The sequence below is a fragment of the Baaleninema sp. genome, from assembly GCF_049974805.1.
Taxonomy (GTDB): Bacteria; Cyanobacteriota; Cyanobacteriia; order Cyanobacteriales; family Geitlerinemataceae; genus Baaleninema.
On record NZ_JBNGCO010000002.1, the window covers coordinates 48981 to 69801 of the forward strand.

General features: G+C 52.5%; 13 protein-coding genes. 8 read left to right on the top strand and 5 right to left on the bottom strand.

Annotated features, from left to right (window positions below; translation table 11 throughout):
• On the bottom strand, window positions 1-829 hold an 829-nt coding region (locus ACP5D4_RS00825), incomplete at its 3' end, for a transposase (RefSeq protein ID WP_428009713.1).
• Window positions 830-887: 58 nt separating this feature from the next.
• Window positions 888-1550, bottom strand: coding sequence for a class I SAM-dependent methyltransferase (locus tag ACP5D4_RS00830; RefSeq protein ID WP_428009714.1), 663 nt, complete (start codon window positions 1548-1550; stop codon window positions 888-890).
• Between the two features lie 77 nt (window positions 1551-1627).
• Between ACP5D4_RS00830 and ACP5D4_RS00835 the strand changes: the two genes are divergently transcribed.
• Together ACP5D4_RS00835 and ACP5D4_RS00840 are read left to right on the top strand one after the other, a co-directional pair.
• Window positions 1628-2380 (top strand): DUF1995 family protein, encoded by a 753-nt coding sequence (locus ACP5D4_RS00835; RefSeq protein ID WP_428009715.1) that lies wholly within the window; start codon window positions 1628-1630, stop codon window positions 2378-2380.
• Between the two features lie 33 nt (window positions 2381-2413).
• Window positions 2414-3160, top strand: coding sequence for a metallophosphoesterase family protein (locus ACP5D4_RS00840; protein ID WP_428009716.1), 747 nt, complete (start codon window positions 2414-2416; stop codon window positions 3158-3160).
• Window positions 3161-3255: 95 nt separating this feature from the next.
• On the opposite strand, the gene ACP5D4_RS00845 is transcribed toward ACP5D4_RS00840, so the two are convergent.
• Both ACP5D4_RS00845 and ACP5D4_RS00850 read right to left on the bottom strand, forming a co-directional pair.
• Window positions 3256-3861: an SRPBCC family protein gene (locus ACP5D4_RS00845; RefSeq protein ID WP_428009717.1), complete on the bottom strand. Its 606-nt coding sequence runs from the start codon at window positions 3859-3861 to the stop codon at window positions 3256-3258.
• An 8-nt stretch (window positions 3862-3869) separates the two neighbouring features.
• Entirely contained in the window at window positions 3870-6038 is a 2169-nt protein-coding gene (locus ACP5D4_RS00850) for a type I polyketide synthase (RefSeq protein WP_428009718.1), read from the bottom strand.
• Between the two features lie 60 nt (window positions 6039-6098).
• Here ACP5D4_RS00850 and ACP5D4_RS00855 point away from each other — a divergent pair, with 60 nt between their 5' ends.
• From ACP5D4_RS00855 to ACP5D4_RS00870, 4 genes are all read left to right on the top strand, one after another.
• The gene (locus tag ACP5D4_RS00855) at window positions 6099-7676 is read left to right on the top strand and encodes an alpha/beta hydrolase (RefSeq protein WP_428009719.1); all 1578 of its coding nucleotides are present in this window, start codon (window positions 6099-6101) and stop codon (window positions 7674-7676) included.
• 4 nt (window positions 7677-7680) lie between these two features.
• Complete coding sequence (locus ACP5D4_RS00860; protein WP_428009720.1) at window positions 7681-8523, top strand: alpha/beta hydrolase; 843 nt, start codon at window positions 7681-7683, stop codon at window positions 8521-8523.
• Window positions 8524-8529: 6 nt separating this feature from the next.
• Entirely contained in the window at window positions 8530-10134 is a 1605-nt protein-coding gene (locus ACP5D4_RS00865) for a glycosyltransferase family 39 protein (protein WP_428009721.1), read from the top strand.
• Window positions 10135-10208: 74 nt separating this feature from the next.
• Complete coding sequence (locus tag ACP5D4_RS00870) at window positions 10209-10955, top strand: aspartyl/asparaginyl beta-hydroxylase domain-containing protein (protein ID WP_428009722.1); 747 nt, start codon at window positions 10209-10211, stop codon at window positions 10953-10955.
• Window positions 10956-10996: 41 nt separating this feature from the next.
• Here the strand turns inward: ACP5D4_RS00870 and ACP5D4_RS00875 are convergent, their stop codons facing one another.
• Window positions 10997-12196, bottom strand: a complete 1200-nt coding sequence (locus ACP5D4_RS00875; protein WP_428009723.1) for a glycosyltransferase — start codon at window positions 12194-12196, stop codon at window positions 10997-10999.
• Window positions 12197-12400: 204 nt separating this feature from the next.
• On the opposite strand from ACP5D4_RS00875, the gene ACP5D4_RS00880 reads away from it, so the two are divergent.
• Entirely contained in the window at window positions 12401-13054 is a 654-nt protein-coding gene (locus ACP5D4_RS00880) for an acyloxyacyl hydrolase (RefSeq protein ID WP_428009724.1), read from the top strand.
• 190 nt (window positions 13055-13244) lie between these two features.
• A complete protein-coding gene (locus ACP5D4_RS00885; protein ID WP_428009725.1) occupies window positions 13245-20759 on the top strand; it encodes an aminotransferase class I/II-fold pyridoxal phosphate-dependent enzyme in 7515 nt (2504 codons plus the stop codon).
• Window positions 20760-20821: the final 62 nt, after the last annotated feature.

Sequence of the window (20821 nt, forward strand, 5' to 3'; positions counted from 1 at the left end):
CTTCTTCACGTCCTTCTTCACGTCCTTCTTCACGTCCTTCTTCACGTCCTTCTTCACGTCCTTCTTCTTGAGCGAAGCGTTCGAGTGGTGTGATGTATGGCATTTTAGTTTCCTCCTCGTATCTGGTAATTTCCGTGTTAAAAGAGCGTTCCAGTTCGTCGGGAAGCATCATTATCCAATTAATCAGCCGGAAGAGTTCGAGAATATCTTGGCGGCTGTATCCCCGCTGATACAAGCTTTTGGTGACTTCGATTTTCCATCGCAGGCGTTCGTTTGGCTGTTGTCGAGTTGCTTGAGTTTTTAAATGTGCGATCGCGACGACGGCGAAGGGATTGGTTTCACGTTCGAGACGCTCCCACTGTTGCCGATCGGCCGATAGATCGAGTAGTTTAACCGTGGGAAACTGAAAACGGGTTTCGCTTCCCCAGAGTTGGTAGGAAAAGCGATCGGGAAGCCAAGAGGGGCGATCGTCGGCTAAAACCACTAACGTGGCGACGGGTAACTCGTAGCAATCGAATATCCGATAATTATAAACGAACATTCTCTGGGCGAAGTTCGTCTCGTATTGACTCTGGACTTCGATATGTGCCAAAACGAGAGCGGGTTGGTTGTCTTTTCGCCAAACTTTGACCAATTTATCGGCGAGTCGTTTTCCGAGTTCGGCATCGCGGACGATTTGCTGGAATTCTGTATCTAGAAATTCGTAATCTCGCGTCCAATCGATATTTGCATGAGCTTCGGGGAAAAAGAACGCCATAAATTCCGGGAAATATCGGTCTAAGGCTTCTTTCCACGGGCTATCGTATTCAAAACGCTCGGGTTGGTTCATAGGTCGATCGCACCGTTTTTCTTGATGATAACTCCGACGGAGTTTCCGCGCGATCGCCCTAACGCTTCAAGGCTAACGTCACGCCGTCGGCGATGGGAACTAAACTCAACATCACGCGATCGTCCCCGTAGAGTTTTTGATTGAAATCGCGAATCGCCTGCGTCCGTTTGTCCGTCTCGTCAGGATCGGCAACTCGTCCGTTCCAAAGCACGTTATCGATGGCAATTAACCCACCCCGACGGACAAGTTGTAGGGATTTTTCGTAATAATTGGCATAGTTGCGTTTGTCCGCGTCGATAAAGGCGAAATCGAAGGTTTCTGCTTGTCCGTCTTCGAGGAGTCGATCGAGGGTGTCCAACGCCGGCGCCAGGTGAAGGTCTATTTTTCCCGCAACTCCCGCTTGTTCCCAATACCGACGGGCGATCGCCGTATATTCCTTATCTACATCGCAGGCGACGAGTTTTCCGTCCTCCGGTAACGCCAACGCCACCGCCAGGGAACTGTACCCGGTAAACACGCCGATTTCCAAGGCTTTTTTCGCTCCCATCAACTGCACCAGCAACGCCATAAACTGACCCTGTTCCGGTGCGATTTGCATTCGCGACATGGGGAGTTTCGCCGTTTCCTCTCGCAACTGAGTTAAGAGTTCCGGTTCGCGAACTGAGACAGAAGTGAGGTAATCGTGGAGTTGGGGACTGAGTCCGAGGGTTTTGTTGGACATCGCAATTCCTTCGGGAGACTTCCCAACCATCTTAAAATAGTGACAAGTCGTCTATTTTACCCCTCATCACTGGCTGCATGACTGAACTACCGCAGGATCTCGAAACCGCCATCGCTCAAGCCCAAGCCGCCACCCAAGCCGCGATCGAAGACGGTTACCGCTTGATTCAAGTGGAAATCGTCTATCCGGAATTGAAGGCGCAACCCATCGCCGAACAGTTTATTCCTGTCCTCACGGAACTGGGATATCAACTGAAAGTCTTTTTCCCCGATACGGGCGCCGCTGCTTTAGCCCGCCGCGACTGGGGCGAGACGCCCTTCCGCATCGCCGATTTGGGGAGTCGTCGCATTTCAATCACGAGTCAGATGGAAGAGGATGATGAATGTTTTCTCCTCATCGAACCCTCGGACGTGGAAATTGAGAAAGTCGAGCAACTGTGCAACGAAGCAGGCGATCGCCCCGTGGTTTTGTTACTTCCCCGCCTCGAAAGTGTCGCCACGGTGGGAATTGGCTATGCAGCCCGACAGTTGCGGGAACGATTTCTCAGTAAACTCACGTCCTGTTATTACGTGCGCCCCCTTCCCGGTGCGGCGGTGTATCGCTGCTATCCCTCCCTTTGGCAAGTTTGGGTGGAAGGGGAAGATGGCGATTACACTATTTTAACGGAAATGTCAAGTAAGCCGGCCGGGGAAGCGTTAGAACGGTTGTTGATGGGTGAAGAGGAAGAGTCGAAAGACGAAGATAATGCCGAGTCTACATCTGCACCCCCCCGTCAACGTCCCGGTTTCTTAACAGAAGTTCAGCGATTTATTCGTGCGCTCACTCGATAGGAAATTTTAGGAGGGGAATATTAGGAGAAATGTATGTCTCGACAAATTGTCATCGGCGACGTTCACGGTCATTATGAGACGTTAATGCGGCTGTTAGAGGCGATCGCACCGGAAACGGACGATCGCGTGAATTTCCTCGGTGACTTGATCGATCGCGGCCCCGACAGTGCCAAAGTCCTCGATTTGGTAATGAACGAACCCTCTTATTCCACGATTCGAGGAAACCATGAAGAAATGATGCTCGCCGCCTTTCCTGATGGAGAAATTAACGAGCATAATTTACAATATTGGCTAATGGCTGGCGGACGCCAAACCATCGACAGCTACCACAATCCATCGGATATTTACGTTCACTTAGACTGGTTGAAAACTGTTCCTCTCTATCGCGATTTAGGGACAGTTTGGCTGGTTCACGCCGGAATCGATCCGCGAATTCCTATCGAAAAACAATCGGCGGAACAGTTTTGTTGGATTCGCGATTTATTTCACCGCCAGCGACAACCCTATTTTCAAGACAAACTCATCGTAACCGGTCATACGATTTCTTTTACGTTTCCTGGCGTCCAACCGGGACAATTGGCGAAAGGAATCGGTTGGTTAGATATCGATACGGGGGTTTATACCCTCGAAAGCGGTTGGCTGACGGCTCTCGATGTGACGTACCATCGCATTTATCAAGCTAATGTTTGGCAAGAAACGGTTCGATCGACCGATTGGGACGATTTAATTGTGGACATCGATCCCAAACAAGTCAAACCCAGACGCTTCGACGTGAAATGAGATGGGGAGAGGGGGAGAAATTGTCAATTATCAATTGTCTTTCCTCTTCACATCATCATCCCATCATCCCATCATCCCATCATCTCATCATCCCATCATCTCCCTTCGATTTCCCGTCGATACCCCCGCAGCGAGTCTTCGATTCCGTTGCGGTAGAGGCGGAAAAAGAGGGAACGGTTCTCCTCGGAACCGGGATCGACGGAAACGCGGTGGGAAATTAAGACGCGATTCTCCTTGGGGAGGGGTTCGATCGACCACACGCCATCGAGTCCCCCGAGATCTCCTTCAACTAGGTGAAACTCGATGGTTCGCAGGTAGGTTTCGACGACGCCGATGCTGACGGTGGCGGTTTGGTTGAAAATAATGCGGTTGACTTGCTGGAAGACGCGGCGATTTCCCTCGCTTTCGAGGAGTTGACTCGCTTTGACGTTGGAGAGAAATTCGCCGAAACGGTTGTAATCCGTTAACACTTCCCAAGCGGTGACGAGGGAACCCTCCGCAACAATCCAGGCTTGATAGTTTCCGTTTTCTCCGAGGATGACGGGTTTTCCGTCGTCGAGAAGTTGGCGTTCTTCGTCCGAGAGGGCGTCGCGGGAATCGATCGCTTTCCCCGACGCGGCGAGAACGCTGAGGGTGGTGTAGTAGGAAAGGGCGGTGAGTTGGGTGGTGAGAGAGGGGGGCGGAATGTCGGGTACAAACATCGGTGAAGTCAGTCTAAGCCGAAGTAGCGGCGTTGGAAGGGATAGGTGGGTAACACTAATTTTGCGCGATCGAACCCGGAATCGAAACCGTTCCAATCGACGGAGACGCCGAAAACGTAAAGTTGCGCCAAGCTGCTGAGGAGTTGTCCCCAGTCGCCGCAACCTTGAAGGCTGCGATCGCCAATTTCGATGGTAAATCCTGGGTGAGATAGGGCGGGTTGGGAGGGTTGACGCAAGGCGGTTTCGAGATTTTCCGAGACTTCTGCGAGGATGGGGTTTCCGAGGATTTGGCTGGGTTCGATTCCCCAGCGTTTCCACAGTTCTATCGTGGCGTAGGTGACGGGGAGGGCTGCATCTGGGGAAGTCAATCGATCGACGAGGGGCGTTTCGAGAATCTCGCAACAGCGATCGATGGCCTGTCGAAAGGTCGGTTCGGTGTCGTAGAGTTCTCTGGCGGGGACAACGGCCGAGTTTTCGCTTCTATATATTTGGCATCTATATATAATGTCAGTTTTTTCGAGGCTGCGCGATCGCCCGCTAAAGACGCCCTCGCTTGAATTCCCCTCTCGCCACTGTTGGAGTTTCTGGCCAAGTTCTTCGAGGGAGGCGGCGACAACCGCCAGACGGTGGTTGAAGTGGGCGCGTCCGCTGTTGGCACTGTAGCAGACATCGCCGAGGTTCAGGTGAGGGCGATCGCCCAAATATTGCAGATAACGATCGACCAGTTCCGCCAACGCCCCGGAACTTTTGGCGGAGAGGGTCAAAATATGCAGGGGGCGATGGCGATGAGAGTCCCGAGATGGCGGTATCGGGGCTTCTTCGAGGATGGCGTGGGCGTTGGTTCCGCTGAAGCCAAAGGAACTGACCCCCGCCCGTCGGGGTCGATCGCTGCGCCTCCAAGGTTGCAGCGTCGTGGGAACCCGGAAGGGGAGATCGTCCCAGGAAACATGAGGATTGAGGCGTTTGAGATGGAGGTTTCCCGGTATCGCCTCCTGCTGTAGCGACAACACCACCGCCACCAATCCCGCAATTCCCGCCGCCGCTTCGCTATGTCCGATGTGGCTTTTCACCGACGCCAGGGTGAGGGGAACGGGGCGAGTTTTTCCGAATACTTCCGCCAACGCCCCCACTTCCACAGGGTCGCCTAACGCCGTTCCCGTCCCGTGGGTTTCAATATAATCGATGTCGTCCGCTTCCAGTCGGCTGTCTTGGAGGGCGCGACGAATCACCCCTTGCTGGGCGGAACCGTTGGGAACCGTTAAGCCGCTGCTGCGTCCGTCGTGGTTGGTGGCGGTTCCGCGAATCAGGGCGAGGATGGAATCTCCGTCGCGGCGGGCGTCTCGGTAACGTTTGAGGACGACGACGCCGCATCCTTCCGCCCGTCCGAAGCCGTCGGCGTCGGCGTCGAAGGTTTTACAGCGTCCGTCGCGGGACAACATTCGCGATTTGGCGAAGTTGATGCTGGTTTCTGGGGAGAGGATGCGGTTGACGCCAGCGGCGACGGCGAGATCGCATTCCCCCTGACGCAAGCTGCGACAGGCTAGGTGAACCGCCACTAGGGAGGAGGAACAGGCGGTATCGACGGCTAGGGCGGGTCCGGTGAAGCCGAAGTGGTAGGCGAGGCGTCCGGCGGCGATGCTGTGGGCGTTTCCGGTGGCCACGTAGGCGTCGATGTGATCGAGATCGACTAAACAGCGGTTCCAGTAGTCGTTTCCGCAGATTCCGAGGAAGGTTCCCGTGGGGCTGTCTTCGAGGGAATCGGGGGCGATCGCGCCGCGTTCGAGGGCTTCCCAGACCACTTCTAGCAGGAGTCGTTGTTGGGGGTCGAGGTGGAGGGCTTCTCGGGGGGAAATGCGGAAAAACTGCGCGTCGAAGTGGTAGGGGTGGGGGACGAAACCGCCATAGCGGCTGTAGGTTTTTCCGGGGGCGTCGGGATCGGTATCGGTGAGGGCGTCGGCGTTCCAGCGATCGCTGGGGACTTCGGTAATGGCGTCTTGTCCGCTGCGTAGCAGTTCCCAAAAGGCTTCTGGGCTGTCCGCCCCGCCGGGAAAGCGACAGGCGAGGCTGATGATGGCGATGGGTTCGCTGCGATCGCCTTCGAGGGCGGCGACTTTGGCTTTGAGGGTTTCGATGGCGAGAAGCGCCCGTTGGGTGGGGGAAAGCGGATCGGAGGTCATTGGAACGGGGTTAATTCGATCGTATTTTAAGGAAACAACGCATTGCTTCTCATGGCAACTATGGCCAAACAAAATTTTAAATTTTTCCGGGTTCTCGCCGTTCTCATCAGCTTGTTGGTTCCCCATCGAACCCTCGCCGCAGAACGGGTTATTTTACGCTACGGGGCGTTTCAACGGTCAATTTCTGTCCGTAGCCTCGAAAATTTTATCGAGGGCGATCGACCCGATTCCGAACTGAAGCCCTACCTCGATGTGATTCTCGGGAATCCACAGCAAATCCAACGGTTCAGCCGTACCTCGTTTCAATTCGACCCGATTAAATTTTCTCAACTCAGCTACAGCTACGCTGGGGAAAATGTTTTAACCGCCGCCGGTCGAATTTTGAAATCTCCCGCAAGTCAAAACGGCTTTTATTCCCTGCGATCGACCTTAATTCAATGTACCCTACATCCGGACGGATTTAGCCTAAAAAATATCCTGAACTTCTTCCCCACTGACTTGGAAATCGACCTCAAAGCCGCCTTCACCGCTTTATCCGAACTGCGTACTCTTCAAGACACCACCCAAGACTTTATTCAAGCTATTCCCAAACCCAGCCGTGACATCGATATTTCCCAATTTCCCGACTTACGGAAACCGGGAGAATTCAACGTTGTTCAAGAAACCCGAGAATTTTACGATGTCGGGCGCGATCGAACTCTCGTTTTCGATTGGTATTTTCCCGAAATTTCTCCTGAAACCACCACCGAAACTCCCGTTCCCCTCATTGTCGTTTCCAACGGCTTAGGGGCGAAACGAAACCGCTTCCAACATCTCGCCCAACACCTCACCTCTCACGGCTATTCTGTCGCCATTCTCGATCATCCCGGTAGCAGCTACCAACGCCAACAAGCTTTTTACGATGGGGTATATTCTGAAAACTTCGACGCTACGGAATATATCGATCGCCCTTTGGATATTTCCTTTTTACTCGATCGCCTAGAAACCCTTTCTAATCCCCCCGTCACTCTCGACCTTCAAAACGTCGGTGTTTTCGGATATTCTATCGGCGGAACCACAGCTTTATCCCTCGCTGGGGGAAAACTCGACTTAGAGAATCTCCCGCAAAACTGCAACTATCAAGACACGCCGTTAAACCTCTCTATTTTATATCAATGTCGCGCTTTGGAACTGGAAAATAGACCCGTTTCCGATTTAGAAGACTCGCGAATTAAGGCAGTTTATTTATTATTTCCCAACGGAAATCGGCTGTTTGGAGAAACGGGGCTGCAATCTGTTAAATCTCCCGTCTTTATGCACGTAACAAATCGAGATTTAATTACGCCGTTACTTCTCGAACAATATCCCATGTTTCAAAAAATTCCCATCTCCGAGAAATACTTCGTCATCGCCGAAAACCTCCCCCATACCTATCTCACCGCCCGGTTCTTTTCTCAAACCGTCGATTCCGAGTTAGATGTCGATCGCCTCGTCGCCATCTCGAAAACCTACATTAACTTTTTAAGCCTCGCCTTTTTCGATCGCTACCTACAAAACAACGAACTCAAAACGAAAAATTCCCCCAACACTTACCTCAATCCCGCCTACCTTCGCAGCATCAGCGAACCGCCCCATTTTCTACATCTCACCCGACAATAACTCCATGTCTTCTATCTTGCTGAAATTATCCAAAGTGACAGCCGCCGTCGTTCTTTTCGCTTTCCTGATATTTCTCGGTTTGAGAGTCGGACAAACTCGTTTGATGTTTTTCCCCTCTCGCTATTTAAAAGCCACGCCGGAAACCGTCAATCTCGACTATCAATCCCTCTGGATTCCCGTTAAAAACCAACAGTTATATGGCTGGTTTATTCCCGCCCAAAATAGCGACGCGCCTGTAATTTTATATTTTAACGGAAATGCCAGTAATATCGGAGATGTTGTTAACAAAGCCGCTCGATTTCACGAGTGGGGCTGGTCAGTTATTTTAGTAGACTATCGCGGTTACGGAAAAAGTTCGCCCCCCTTTCCTAACGAAACGCGAGTGTATCGAGACGCCGAAGCCACTTGGCAATATTTAACGGAAACTCTGGAAATTGACCCCGCAAAAATTGTCATTTACGGTTGGTCGATCGGCGGTGCAGTGGCTATCGATTTAGCAGCGAAACATCCCGAGGCGGGTGCTTTAATTGTCGAAGCCTCTTTTACCTCTATGAAAGACATGACCGACTATAAATTTAAAACCATCAGTCCTTTGCTTCGTTTGGCGTTAACACAGGAATTTGATTCCCTTCAAAAGGTCGATCGCTTAGAAATTCCCGTGTTGTATCTTTGCGGAACCCAAGATAGCGTCGTTCCACCAGAAATGACACAGCAACTTTACGCCGCATCTCCCCAACCCAAAGAACTTCTCGTCATTCCCAACGCCACCCACACCAGCATTTCCCGCGAAGACGAAACCCTGTATCGTGAAACTGTGCGATCGTTCGTTCGTCAATGGGTTCCCTAAGCCTCTATGTTGAAATTCAAAGCCAATCCTTTTATCGGGTTAACCCTGGTTGTTTTAGCGTTCGGGATTCTATTTCGCTTATCCAATCTCGACAGTAAAGTGTATTGGGTGGATGAAGTCGCCACCTCCATTCGGATTGTAGGATATACCAAAACCGAGGTTATCGAAGAACTCTCTGGCGGCGAAATCCTCACGCCCCCAGATTTACAAACTTATCAAAAATTACAGCCTCAAAAAACCTTTCGCGACACCCTCAACGCCCTAGTTCAAAGTCCCGAACACGCCCCCTTATACTTCATTCTGGCACGATTTTGGGTGCAAATTTGGGGCGATTCCGTTTTATCCTTACGAAGCCTCTCCATATTATTCGCCTTTTTATCCTTCCCCGTTTTATACATCACCTATTGGGAACTATTTTCTATCTCATCATCTCGTCATCTCATTACCTCCCTTTCCCCCCTTCTCCTGTTCTCTCTGTCTCCCATCTTCGTCGCCTACGCCCAGGAAGCCCGCCCGTACAGTCTTTGGATATTTTTGTTATTACTGCTCCATTTGACCTGTTTGCGGGCGATTGGTCGCCCTTCCTGGGAACGTTGGGGACTGTATACCATCGTCGCTGTTTTGAACTTGTACACTTCGCTGTTATCGATTCCCGTGGTGGCCGCCCAGGGAATTTATGGAATCTGGCGGGGAAAAGAGGTGAGAAAACCGCTGTTTCGTTCCCTAGGAATTGCGGCGATCGCATTTCTTCCCTGGGTCGTTGTGATGTTCGATCGATGGCGTTTACTCCAAGACAACACCACCTGGACGCGGGAAAACATGGATGGTTTCGCCCGGGTGGCAATTTGGATTTACAACCTCTCGATTTTATTTATCGATTTAGTCGTTCCCCAAACTTTAACGGTTTATAAAACCATTGAAGGACTCACCATCGCCATCGCCACTATTGCTGTATTAGGGGTTTCTTTGCGGTTTTTAAAACAACAGGCTCAGAAAAGCGTTTCCGTCTATTTAGGACTCACCATCGCCGCCTTACCTGTTGTTACCATTAGCTGCGATTTTATGACGGGCGGTCAAATTTCTACCGCCGCCCGCTATTGGATTCCCAGTTACTTAGGATTGCAACTAATTCTCGCCTATTTCTTCAGTTTAGAAATGAGGAAACGGCCTGGGGTTCGCGGGATGTTTGCAGTGGTCTTATCGGCGGGTTTGGTGTCCGGTTGGCTGTATCTCGATCGCGCCCCGAAATACCAGAAAACTCGCAATCTTCACAATCCTGCGATCGCCGAAATTGTCAATCGATCGACCTCTCCTTTAGTCCTTATAGAACCGCGATCGATCCTCGATATGATATCCCTCAGTTACGACCTGGAATCCCACGTTAAAATCCTCGTCTCCGACGCTCCTCCTTCTGGGATTTCCTCAGAAATACTTCTTTTTAACCCTTCCCCAGAACAGCTCGATCGATTCCAACCTCTTAAACCCATTCCCCTCTATCAACCGCCGTTATTGTGGGACGGAGAAATTCATCTATCCTTGTGGAAATTGCGATGTGAAACCTGCGATCGCCCCGTTTCTCCTCCCCTCTCTTCCCTATCAACTCACCATTGACGATCGAACCGTCTGAGTCTATTTTAGAATTGACTTCAAATTCACTTAAAATCAACGATTGCGCCAGAAATACAATGACAACCCGTCCATCTACCTTTAAAGACAAATACTATAACTTTATCGTTCGTCGCGGCGAAGCCTTCGTCCGCGACATGGAAAGCTGTATCGGTCACTATTCCAAAATTGGCGATCGACCCTTTTTCGACTGCGATACCTTTCCTTGGATAGAAAACCTCGAAGCCAACTGGACGACAATTCGAGAAGAATTAGATAGGGTCTTAACGCGGGTCGATCGCATTCCCAATTTCCAAGATTTATCAGAAGACCAAGCCAGTTTGACCCAAGACAATCGCTGGAAAACATACTTTTTTTACGCCTTTGGCTTAAAAGCCGAAAAAAACTGTGAAAACTGTCCCCAAACCACCCAATTACTCCAATCAATTCCGGGGATGACGACAGCGTTTTTCTCGATTCTTCTCCCTCACAAACAGATTCCCGAACATCGCGGACTCTATAAAGGAGTGTTGCGGTATCACCTGGCCTTAAAAGTTCCCGATGTGGACAACTGCGGAATTCGCGTCGGGGAGGAAGTTCGACAGTGGGAAGAAGGGAAAAGTTTGCTGTTTGACGATACCTTTCCTCACGCAGCTTGGAACGACACAGACGAGATTCGCGTGGTCTTGTTTGTGGACGTAATTCGACCGATGCGGTTTCCGTGGTCTTGGTTGAATCGCGGCTTGATTCGGTTGATTTCGATTTCGCCTTACGTCCGTGACGGACAGCAGAAGTTTTTGGAATGGGAAAAACGCTTTTTGGATTGAGGGGTTCACCATATCAGAGATTGAGGATACAGAGGATTGAGTTACTGAAGTTTTCGCCATAGGTTGACGAGTTTAGTGACGGCGTTTTCCCAGGTTAAGGTTTCCACGCTTTTTCGTCCTCGCTGTCCGAGGGATTTTCGTAATTCTACATTGTTAGAAAGTTGTTGGAATTTAGTTAGAAAATCGGCGCGATCGCCCGGTTTAAATAACAATCCATTCCAACCGTCGCGGATGGTGTCGGGAATTCCCCCAGCGTTGGGGGCGAGAACGGGAAGTTCGCAGGCCAGGGCTTCGATAACGGTCAATCCTCGGGTTTCTTTGGTGGAGGTAGTTAGATAAATATCGCTGTTGGCTAGAAAGGCGGGAACCGCTTCGGGAGAAAGGCGACCTAATTGGTAAAAGTGGGGCGTAAATTGGGCGAATTTTTCGCGAATTGGGTCTCGAAGTTCGCCGTCTCCGCCGATGAGAAATACGATTCGGTTTAAATCTAGAATTTGGGACAGTTGGGGAAGAACTTTCAAGAAAAACGACCAACCTTTATCGGGGGTCAAGCGTCCGAGAAAGGCAATTTTAAGGTGGTTTTCTAGCTTAGGAAGTCCGTAGCGATGGGAGAAAAAATTAGGATTCCTCAATTTCTGGGGTTGGAAACGGTCTAAATCGAACCCGAGAAAATCGTCGCAAACAATATTTTTGATTCCCCGATTGTGCAGAGTTTCGGCGGTGATAGAACTGGCGGTCAGGGTGAGGTCATAACGGTTGTAAATTCGGGGAAGATTGGCGGTGAGGAGATATTGAATTCCTCGCAAGATTGGACGGGGAATGTCGAAATAGTCCTCGAGATATTCGATTAAGTTGCTGTGGAAAAAAGCTGTACAAGGGATGTGGTGGCGTCGGGCGAAGCGAAGGGCAGGATAGCGAAGAAATCCCAGCCACAAACGCTCGGGTTCGTCAACATGGATGATATCTGGCTGAAATTCTCCTAAAACCCGGTTTAAAACCCCGTTGGCGGCGGGGGTGACGTTGCGTTCGCCTTCGACGCCGAGAAAGGAGATACTGGGAAGGGGAACGCAAGTGACGCCAGGGAGTTGTAGGGTTGAGGCGTCGTTTCCCTGGGGGTAGTGGGGATGCAGCAGCAACACCCGATGTCCCTGTTGGCTGAGGTGGTGGAGGCGGTGGATTTGGCTGATGCTGACGCCATCGATGACGGGGAGAAAGCCAGAGGTTATGATGGCGACGTTCATGGGAGGTTGAGGCGGTGTCGATGGGAAATCTCGCGGTTATTATAGGGGATTCTGGTTCTGAACGGTTTGACAAATGGGTTTGACGGGAGGTCAAATCGGGGATTGGGGGAGTTATCAGTTTTCCTGAAGAATTCATGGGTGGGTTGTAGAAAATTGAGGAGTGATGAGTTTTTGGATATGAGAATATCGATCGCCTTGCGTTTTTTGAGGTCTATTTTTCCGTCTGCAACGCTTTTACTTTCTGCTAGTGCGATCGTCTGTCAATTCCCACCAAACGCCGCTGCGACTTCTTCTGTTAATTCTAGCTCAAAATCGAGTTTTTTAAAACAGGAATTAGACGAATTTGAAGAAACAGAATCTCCGCTTTCTGCTCCAGTCAACTTTGGAGAACGGGGCAGCGAACGCTGGTATTTCCATGGAGGCGGAGCGACTACGTTAGACGACGATCGCGCCAGACGATTGGGCATTCTCGGCGGCGGACTGTCTCACTTTTTCCTCAACGGTCATAGTATTAACGCGGAATTGAACGGCTTAGCCTTCGACCAAACGGGAGACGATGCTGTAGGCGTTAATCTCAATCTTTTACTGAGATGGCATTTAGTTCGTCAGGATAATTGGTCGCTCTATGTCGATGGTGGGGCGGGAATTTTAGGGACGACAAACGACGTTCCGGCGGCGGGGACGAGTTTTAATTTTACACCCCAGGCGGGCGGCGGTGCGACGATTGCACTAACTGATGAAAAACGCCTCATGCTGGGCTTGCGCTGGCATCATATTTCAAATGCCGATTTATACGAAGATAACCCCGGCCGCGATAGTTTGATGCTATATTTCGGTCTGAATTTTCCCCTCAAGTAAGCGGTTGTGGTTGCCAAGGGGGAAGGTTTGTGATTTGATATGAATTGCGACCCGAGCGACGGTAAAACCCTAAAGAGACCCAGAAGGACGAAGAGGGTTGTGACTGTTAAAACCCAGGAATTTGATGGGGTTGTCCGTCCGATGTTTAACCGTCTTTTTTGAGAGCGAAGTTCGTTTTTAACCCGTGTCGATGAACCGAGAACCCATTGCGATCGTCGGAATTGGATGCCGTTTCCCGGGAGCCAAAAATCCTCGAGAATTCTGGGAACTGTTACGGGAGGGAAGAGACGCGATCGCCGAAGTCCCCAAGTCACGATGGGATGTCGATCGATTCTACGACCCCAACCCCCAAACCCCCAATAAAACTCATACCCGTTGGGGGGGATTTGTCGAGGAGATCGATCGATTCGACGCCAAATTTTTCGGGATTTCGCCTCGAGAAGCGATGACGATGGACCCCCAACAACGGCTGCTGTTAGAAGTGGCTTGGGAAACCCTCGAAGATGCGGGAACGCCGATCGATCGCCTCGCGGGAACCCAAACCGGGGTGTTTGTGGGAATCGGATCTCACGATTACTCGATTCAATTGTGGCAACATCCCGTTAACAACCCCTACGCCACCACGGGGACGGGAAACTGTATCGCCGCCAACCGCTTATCTTACTTTTTCGACCTCAAGGGTCCGAGTCTCGCCGTAGATACCGCCTGTTCCTCCTCTCTGGTGGCGGTTCACTTGGCCTGTCAGAGTCTCTGGTGTGGCGAATCTAGCCAAGCCCTCGTCGGTGGGGCGAACCTGTTGCTGTTAGCCAACGCCAGCATCGGCTTTTCCAAGGGGGGCTACATGGCGGCGGACGGACGCTGTAAGAGTTTCGACGCCCAAGCTGACGGTTACGTTCGCAGCGAAGGGGCGGGGGCGGTGTTGCTGAAACCCCTCTGGAAAGCCCAAGCGGACGGCGATCGCATTTACGCGGTGATTCGCGGAACCGCCAGCAACCAAGACGGACGCAGCCAGGGACTGGCCGCCCCCAATGGAGAGGCTCAACAGGCGGTGTTGCAAGCAGCCTATCGCGAGGCGGGGATTTCGCCGTCGCGGGTTCAATATATTGAAGCCCACGGAACCGGGACGAAGTTAGGAGATCCCGTGGAACTGGAGGCTTTGGGGGCGGTGTTGCGGGAAAATCGCGAGGCGGGCGATCGCTGTTGGGTGGGTTCGGTGAAAACCCATATCGGCCATTTGGAAACTGCGGCGGGAATCGCGGGGTTGATTAAGACGGCGTTGTGTCTCCACCACCGCCAGATTCCCGGGAACTTGCATTTCAATACCCCCAATCGGGCGATCGATTTCGACTCGCTTCCGCTGCGGGTGGCGGTGGGATTGTCGGAGTGGGAAACGCCATCGGGGATGTCGCGGGTGGCGGGTGTCAACGCTTTCGGCTTCGGCGGAACCAACGCCCATGTGGTGTTGGAGGAAGCGGATGCGGCGGTTCGTTTTGAGAAAATCGCCCCATCTGAGGATCGCCCCTGTCGTCTGTTTACTCTCTCGGCGAAAAGCGAGGCGGCGTTGCAAAGGTTGGCGAACCGTTACGAGACGGCGTTGGCGGAGTTTGAGGAGACGGCGTTGGCGGCGATTTGTCGGACGGCGAACGCCGGGCGATCGCATTTTGACAAACGCCTGGCGGTGGTGGTTCGCAGCCTCGACGACTTACGCCAGCAGCTTCGCGGCTTCCTCGCCAACAGCCCCCATCGCGTGAAGGTGGGGCGGGGGAATCCGTCGAAATTGGCGTTTTTGTTTTCGGGACAGGGTTCGCAATATCCTGGGATGGGTCGATCGATCTATCAGACGAATTCCCGGTTTCGGGAGGCGATCGATTTTTGCGACGAACGCCTCGATTTTTCCCTCGTCGAAGTTCTCTTCCACGGCGACGCGGAACAGTTGCGGGATACGCGATACACCCAACCAGCCCTCTTCGCCCTCGAATACGCCCTCGCCCAATTGTGGATGTCTTGGGGCTTGGTTCCCGACGCGGTGACGGGCCATAGTTTGGGGGAATTCGTCGCCGCTTGCGTGGCGGGGGTTTTCAGCCTGGAAGACGGCTTGAAATTGGTGTCCGCCCGAGGAAAGTTGATGGCGGCGTTACCCGCGACGGGGGCGATGGCGGTGGCGTTTGCGGATGCGGAGACGGTGGAAGCGGCGTTAGTTGGAAGTGGCGTTTCTGTGGCGGCGTACAACGGTTCGGGGAATACGACGATTTCGGGAAGTCGCGACGCGGTGAAATCGATCGCCCGGAAGTTGGAAAGTCAAGGGGTTTCAATTCGGTTTTTGGAGGTGTCGCAAGCTTTTCATTCTGCTCTCGTAGAACCGATGTTAGCGGAATGGGAAACGGTGGCGAAGTCGGTGAGGTTTTCTCCGCCACAAATTCCCCTCGTCTCCAACGTTACGGGAGATTTTGTAACTGAAGAAATCGCCACGGCGGAGTATTGGGTTCGCCACGCCCGCCAGTCGGTTCGCTTTTTTCAAAGTGCGACGAGTTTGGTTCGCCAGGGCTATCGAACGGTTCTCGAAATTGGGGCGAAACCCGTGTTGTTGCCGATGCTGGGGGATTTCGAGATGGTGGGTTTGCCCAGTTTGCGCCCCGAGGCGGATTGGGAAACCCTCTCGGATTCGATCGCGCATTTATTTGTCTTAGGGTTCGAGTTAAATTGGCATTTGATTGAATCTCCGAGGCAATTTCCTCCGGTTTCGCTGCCTACTTATCCCTTTGAACGCAAGCGGTATTGGTGGGAACCGCCGATAGCGGTTGAAAAGGACGAAATTTTAAGGCAAAATCGGCGATCGCTCGAAAAAATTCCCTTAGCCGGAACTTCGGAACTTTGGTTTCAAACTGAGTTATCGAGTCAGGGAGAATTCGGCGACCATTGCGTGTTTGAAAATCCCGTATTTCCGGGGTCTGGCTATTTAGAACTGGCGAGGTTGGCGGGAACGGAGATTTTTGAAAATCGCGAGTTTTCTGTCATTGAAGCCAGGTTCGATCGCCCCCTACAACTCTCCGAAAACTCAATTCTCGTTCAAATTAAACTGACGCCAGAAGACAACAACCGCTATCGTTGGAGTCTCTTCAGCCTCGCAAACGACAACTCAACTTGTCACGCTCGCGGCAAATTGGTTTTAGAAGCATTTGAAAGATTTTTAAACTCAAAACCCCCGAAAATAAATAACAATTATATCACAAAAGAAACTCATTACGCAACTGCCCGAAAATCCGGGTTAGACTACGGCAAAAAATTCCAAGCCGTGCGAGAAATTTGGCGAAACCACACCGTTGCCATCGGCAAGATAGAACTCCCCCAAAACGTCGAATCCTCCGCCAGAATTCCCGTTTTACTCGATAACTGCTTCCAAGTCTTAGGGGCGATGGTTCCCGACACCGCCTCCTATCTGCCCGTAGCCGTCGAACGGCTGCAACTGACGCCAAATCTGCCCAACCGCCTGGAAAGCCGGGTGTTTCTCAAATCTTCCGACGCGCGAAAAATCGTCGCCGACATCGAAATTTACGACGACAACGACAACCCCGTGGGAACCGTTTCGGGATTCACCCTGAAAGCCGTTTCTTCTAACTTGTCAAAATCCAATTCTTCAACCCCCAATTCCTCAAAAAACGCTGAGTTCCCCAACGCCCATCTCTACGATTTACAATGGGACGCCAAGCCCCTCACCTCGAAACAACCGCTTCACCCCGGAACTTGGCTCGTTTTTGCCGATCGCACCCATTGGGGAATTCGACAATTAGAAGAATTGGGACATCGTTGTATCGTCGTTCGCCCCGGATTGAAATATCAAGAAGAAACTCAAGAAGAAACGGTCGATCGCTACCGCCTCAATCCCACCCATCCCGAGGATTTCCAAACATTACTCGATCGACTGAATTCCCAAAACATTTCATTAAACGGAATTTTGCATAGTTGGAGTTTCGACGCCACCACCGACGAACTCGACACCGCCCAACGCCTCACCTGTGGCAGCGTTCTGCACTTACTGCAAGCCCTCACCCAACCCCTTCCCCTGTGGTTGCTGACGCGAGGTTCCCAAGCCGTAGGCACTTCGCCGATTCGCGTCGCCGCTTCCGCCCTCTGGGGATTCGCCAACGTCATCGCCCTGGAACGCCCCGACATCGCCTGTCGTTGCATCGACTTCGACGCCATCCATCCCCAACCCAAACATCTCCTCGAAGAACTCGCCAACCCCGACAGCGAAACCCGCATCGCCTACCGCCAGGGAAGCCGCTACGTCGCCCGATTGCGTTCTCACAAGCCGCCGCCGCCAACGCCTTACCCCTGTCAACTGCAAATCGCCGAAGCCGGAATCCTCGACAACCTGCAACAGGTTCCCCAAACCCGGCGTTCCCCTAACCCCGATGAAGTCGAAATCCAAGTTCGGGCGGCGGGGGTGAACTTCCGCGACGTTCTCAACGCCCTGGGAATGTTGCAACCCTTCCTCGAAAAACTGGGAATCCGCGACAGTCGCGAGTTACCCTTCGGCGGAGAATGTGCCGGAATCGTCGCCGCCGTGGGGGAAAACGTTCGCGGCGTCAGCGTCGGAGATGCCGTTATCGCCGCCTTCGCCTTGGGGAGTTTGGGCAGTTTCGCCACCGTTGCTTCCGAGTTCGTCGTCGCCAAACCCCCCTCCCTGACGTTCGCCGAAGCCGCCACCTTACCGATGGCGTTCCTTACCGCCGAGTACGGCTTGCGGGAACTGGCAAAATTGAAAGCGGGCGATCGAGTTTTGATTCACGCCGCCGCCGGAGGTGTGGGGTTCGCCGCCGTCAAACTCGCCCAGCAAGTGGGGGCGGAAGTCTTCGCCACCGCCAGCCCTGGAAAATGGGAATTTCTCCAATCGATGGGCGTTCGTCACCTCGCCAACTCCCGCAGTTTGGATTTCGGGGAAACCGTGAAACGCCAAACGGTCGGGCGAGGCGTGGATGTGGTTCTTAACAGTCTCAACGGCGACTTCATCCCCAAAAGTCTCGCCCTGTTAGCGGAAGGGGGGCGATTTGTGGAATTGGGCAAAATCGGCATTTGGGATGAGGAACGAGTTCGCCAATTCCGCGACGACATTTCCTATTTCGCCTTCGATTTATTGGAAATTTCCCGAGACACACCGTCCGTCATCGCCAATTTACTGTCTCGCCTGATGCCGCAATTTGCATCTGGGGCGTTACAACCGCTGCCCTATCGCGTTTTTCCCCTCCAAGCTGCCCCCGCTGTCTTCCGCGAAATGGCAAAAGGCGGACATATCGGCAAAGTCGTTTTATCTCCCCATCATCCCATCACGCCATCTTCTACTCTCTGCTTCCGCCCCAACGCCAGTTATCTCATTGCTGGTGGCTGGGGGGCGTTGGGGTTGCAGGTGGCGAAATGGGCGATCGATCTCGGGGCGAAATACCTCGTTTTAACGGGGCGAACTCAGCCGACAGCCGACGCCCTGAGAGAGATTCAGGTGTTGAAACAACGGGCAAACATCGAACTGAAATCGATCGATTTAACGCAACTCGACGAAGTAACCGCCCTCTTCTCCCAACCGCGTCCCCCCTTACGGGGTGTCGTTCAAGCGGCGGGAATTCTCGATGACGGTGTGTTGCAACAAATGCCCTGGCAGAAGTTTCAACGGGTTCTCGCCCCCAAAGTTACCGGAACTTGGAACCTGCATCGGGCAACATTTCATTGTGATTTAGACTTCTTCGTGGCGTTCTCCTCCGCTGCGGGGGTTATCGGTTCGCCGGGACAGGGAAATTATGCCGCCGCCAATGTTTTCCTCGATACTTTGATGCACTTTCGCCGCCAACTCGGACTCCCGGGAACGGCGATGGATTGGGGAACTTGGGCGATTTCGGGAATGGCTACCCGGTTAAACGAGGTCGATCGCGATCGACTTTCCCGCCAAGGGATTCAACCCATCGAACCGGATTGGGGATTGCAGGTATTGGGGGAAGCTTTGGCGAAGGATGTCACGCAACAGGTGGCGTTTCCCGTGGATTGGCAGAAATTCCCCATCGACTCGCCGCTATTACAAGAAATAATAAGTGGAGAGGTGAAATTGCAAGCGGTGACAACGCCCCCTATCCCCCCTTCGCCCCCTATCCCCCCTTCGCCCCCCTTTCAAAGGGGGGTTGGGGGGGATGTTGGGGGGATGCAAGCTGACGATCGCGAAACTGAAGTGCGATCGCAGGTGTTGACGCAACTGGCGGCGGTGTTGGGGTTCGAGAGTCAGGATGCCATCGAAACGGAAGATGCTTTTCAAGATTTAGGGATGGATTCCTTGATGGCGGTGGAGTTTAAAAACCGCTTGCAACGCAGTTTCGGCAGTTCTCTATCTCTAGCGTCGGTGTTTGAATACGAAAGCATCGAAGCTTTTTTAAATGCCTTCTTTTTAGAGGTGGAAAATGCTATTTCTCAAGGTAAAATTCCGCAAGTTAAAAATGGAAAAACTGCCGAATCTTTGCCTTCAGAAACTATCGATAACTCTGCCTACGAATTCGATCGACTTCCTGAAATTCAAGACTTACAACGAGAATTAGAACAAGCCAAAACTACCGGAAACCCCTTTTTCCGCGTGTATGACGGTACCGCCCGCCATGCGATCGAAACCCAAAACCGCCGTCTGCTCGATTTTTCTAACTATAATTACCTGGGATTATCCGGCGATCCTCGCGTCACCGAAGCGGCGAAAGCGGCGATCGATCGCTACGGAACCTCCGTTTCCGCCAGTCGCGTCGTTTCCGGAGAACGCCCCCTTCACGGAGAATTAGAACGCCGCATCGCCGCATTTCTGGGAACCGAAGCCTGTTTGACGTTCGTTAGCGGACATCCCACCAATGTCACCACCATCGGACATCTGATGCGTCGGGGGGACTTAATTCTCTACGACGCTCTCAGCCACGATAGCATCCGCCAAGGCTGCAAACTCTCCGGGGCGACGGCGATCGAATTCCCTCACAACGACTGGAAAGAGATCGATCGAATTCTCGCCGAACGTCGATCGTCCTACCGCCGCGTTCTCATCGTCGTCGAAGGCGTCTATAGTACCGATGGCGATGTCTGTCCGCTACCGGAACTCGTCAGCATCAAACAGCGTCACCGCGTCTGGCTGATGGTGGACGAAGCCCACTCCATCGGGGTTTTGGGAAGTACCGGGCGAGGCGTTGGCGAACATTTTAACCTCGATCGATCCGCCGTCGATATTTGGATGGGAACCCTCAGCAAATCCTTCGCCAGTTGCGGCGGCTATATCGCAGGGCGTCAAGTGTTAGTGGAATATTTGAAGTATACCGCCCCCGGTTTCGTGTTCAGCGTGGGGATGTCGCCCCCCAACGCCGCCGCCGCCCTCGCTGCGTTGGAGATTTTGCAACAGGAACCGGAACGGGTAACGCAACTGCGAGATCGATCGAGTCAATTTTTACAACTCGCCCGAGAACGGGGGTTCGACACGGGAGACAGCCACGATTCGGCGATTGTTCCCGTCATCGTCGGTTCCTCTGAGGCGGCGGTTCGCCTGTCGCAAACGCTGTTTCAGCAGGGGATTAATGCCTTACCGATGATTTATCCTTCGGTGCCTCAGAATAAAGCCAGGGTTCGTTTTTTCCTCAACTGTACTCACCCCATCGTTGATTTGCAGCGGGTAATTGAGGCGATCGATCGGGCTTTGGCCTAATTGTAGAGATCGATCTTATTCGACCCGTCTATTGATGGTCGATCGCAGACAATTTTCCCAGC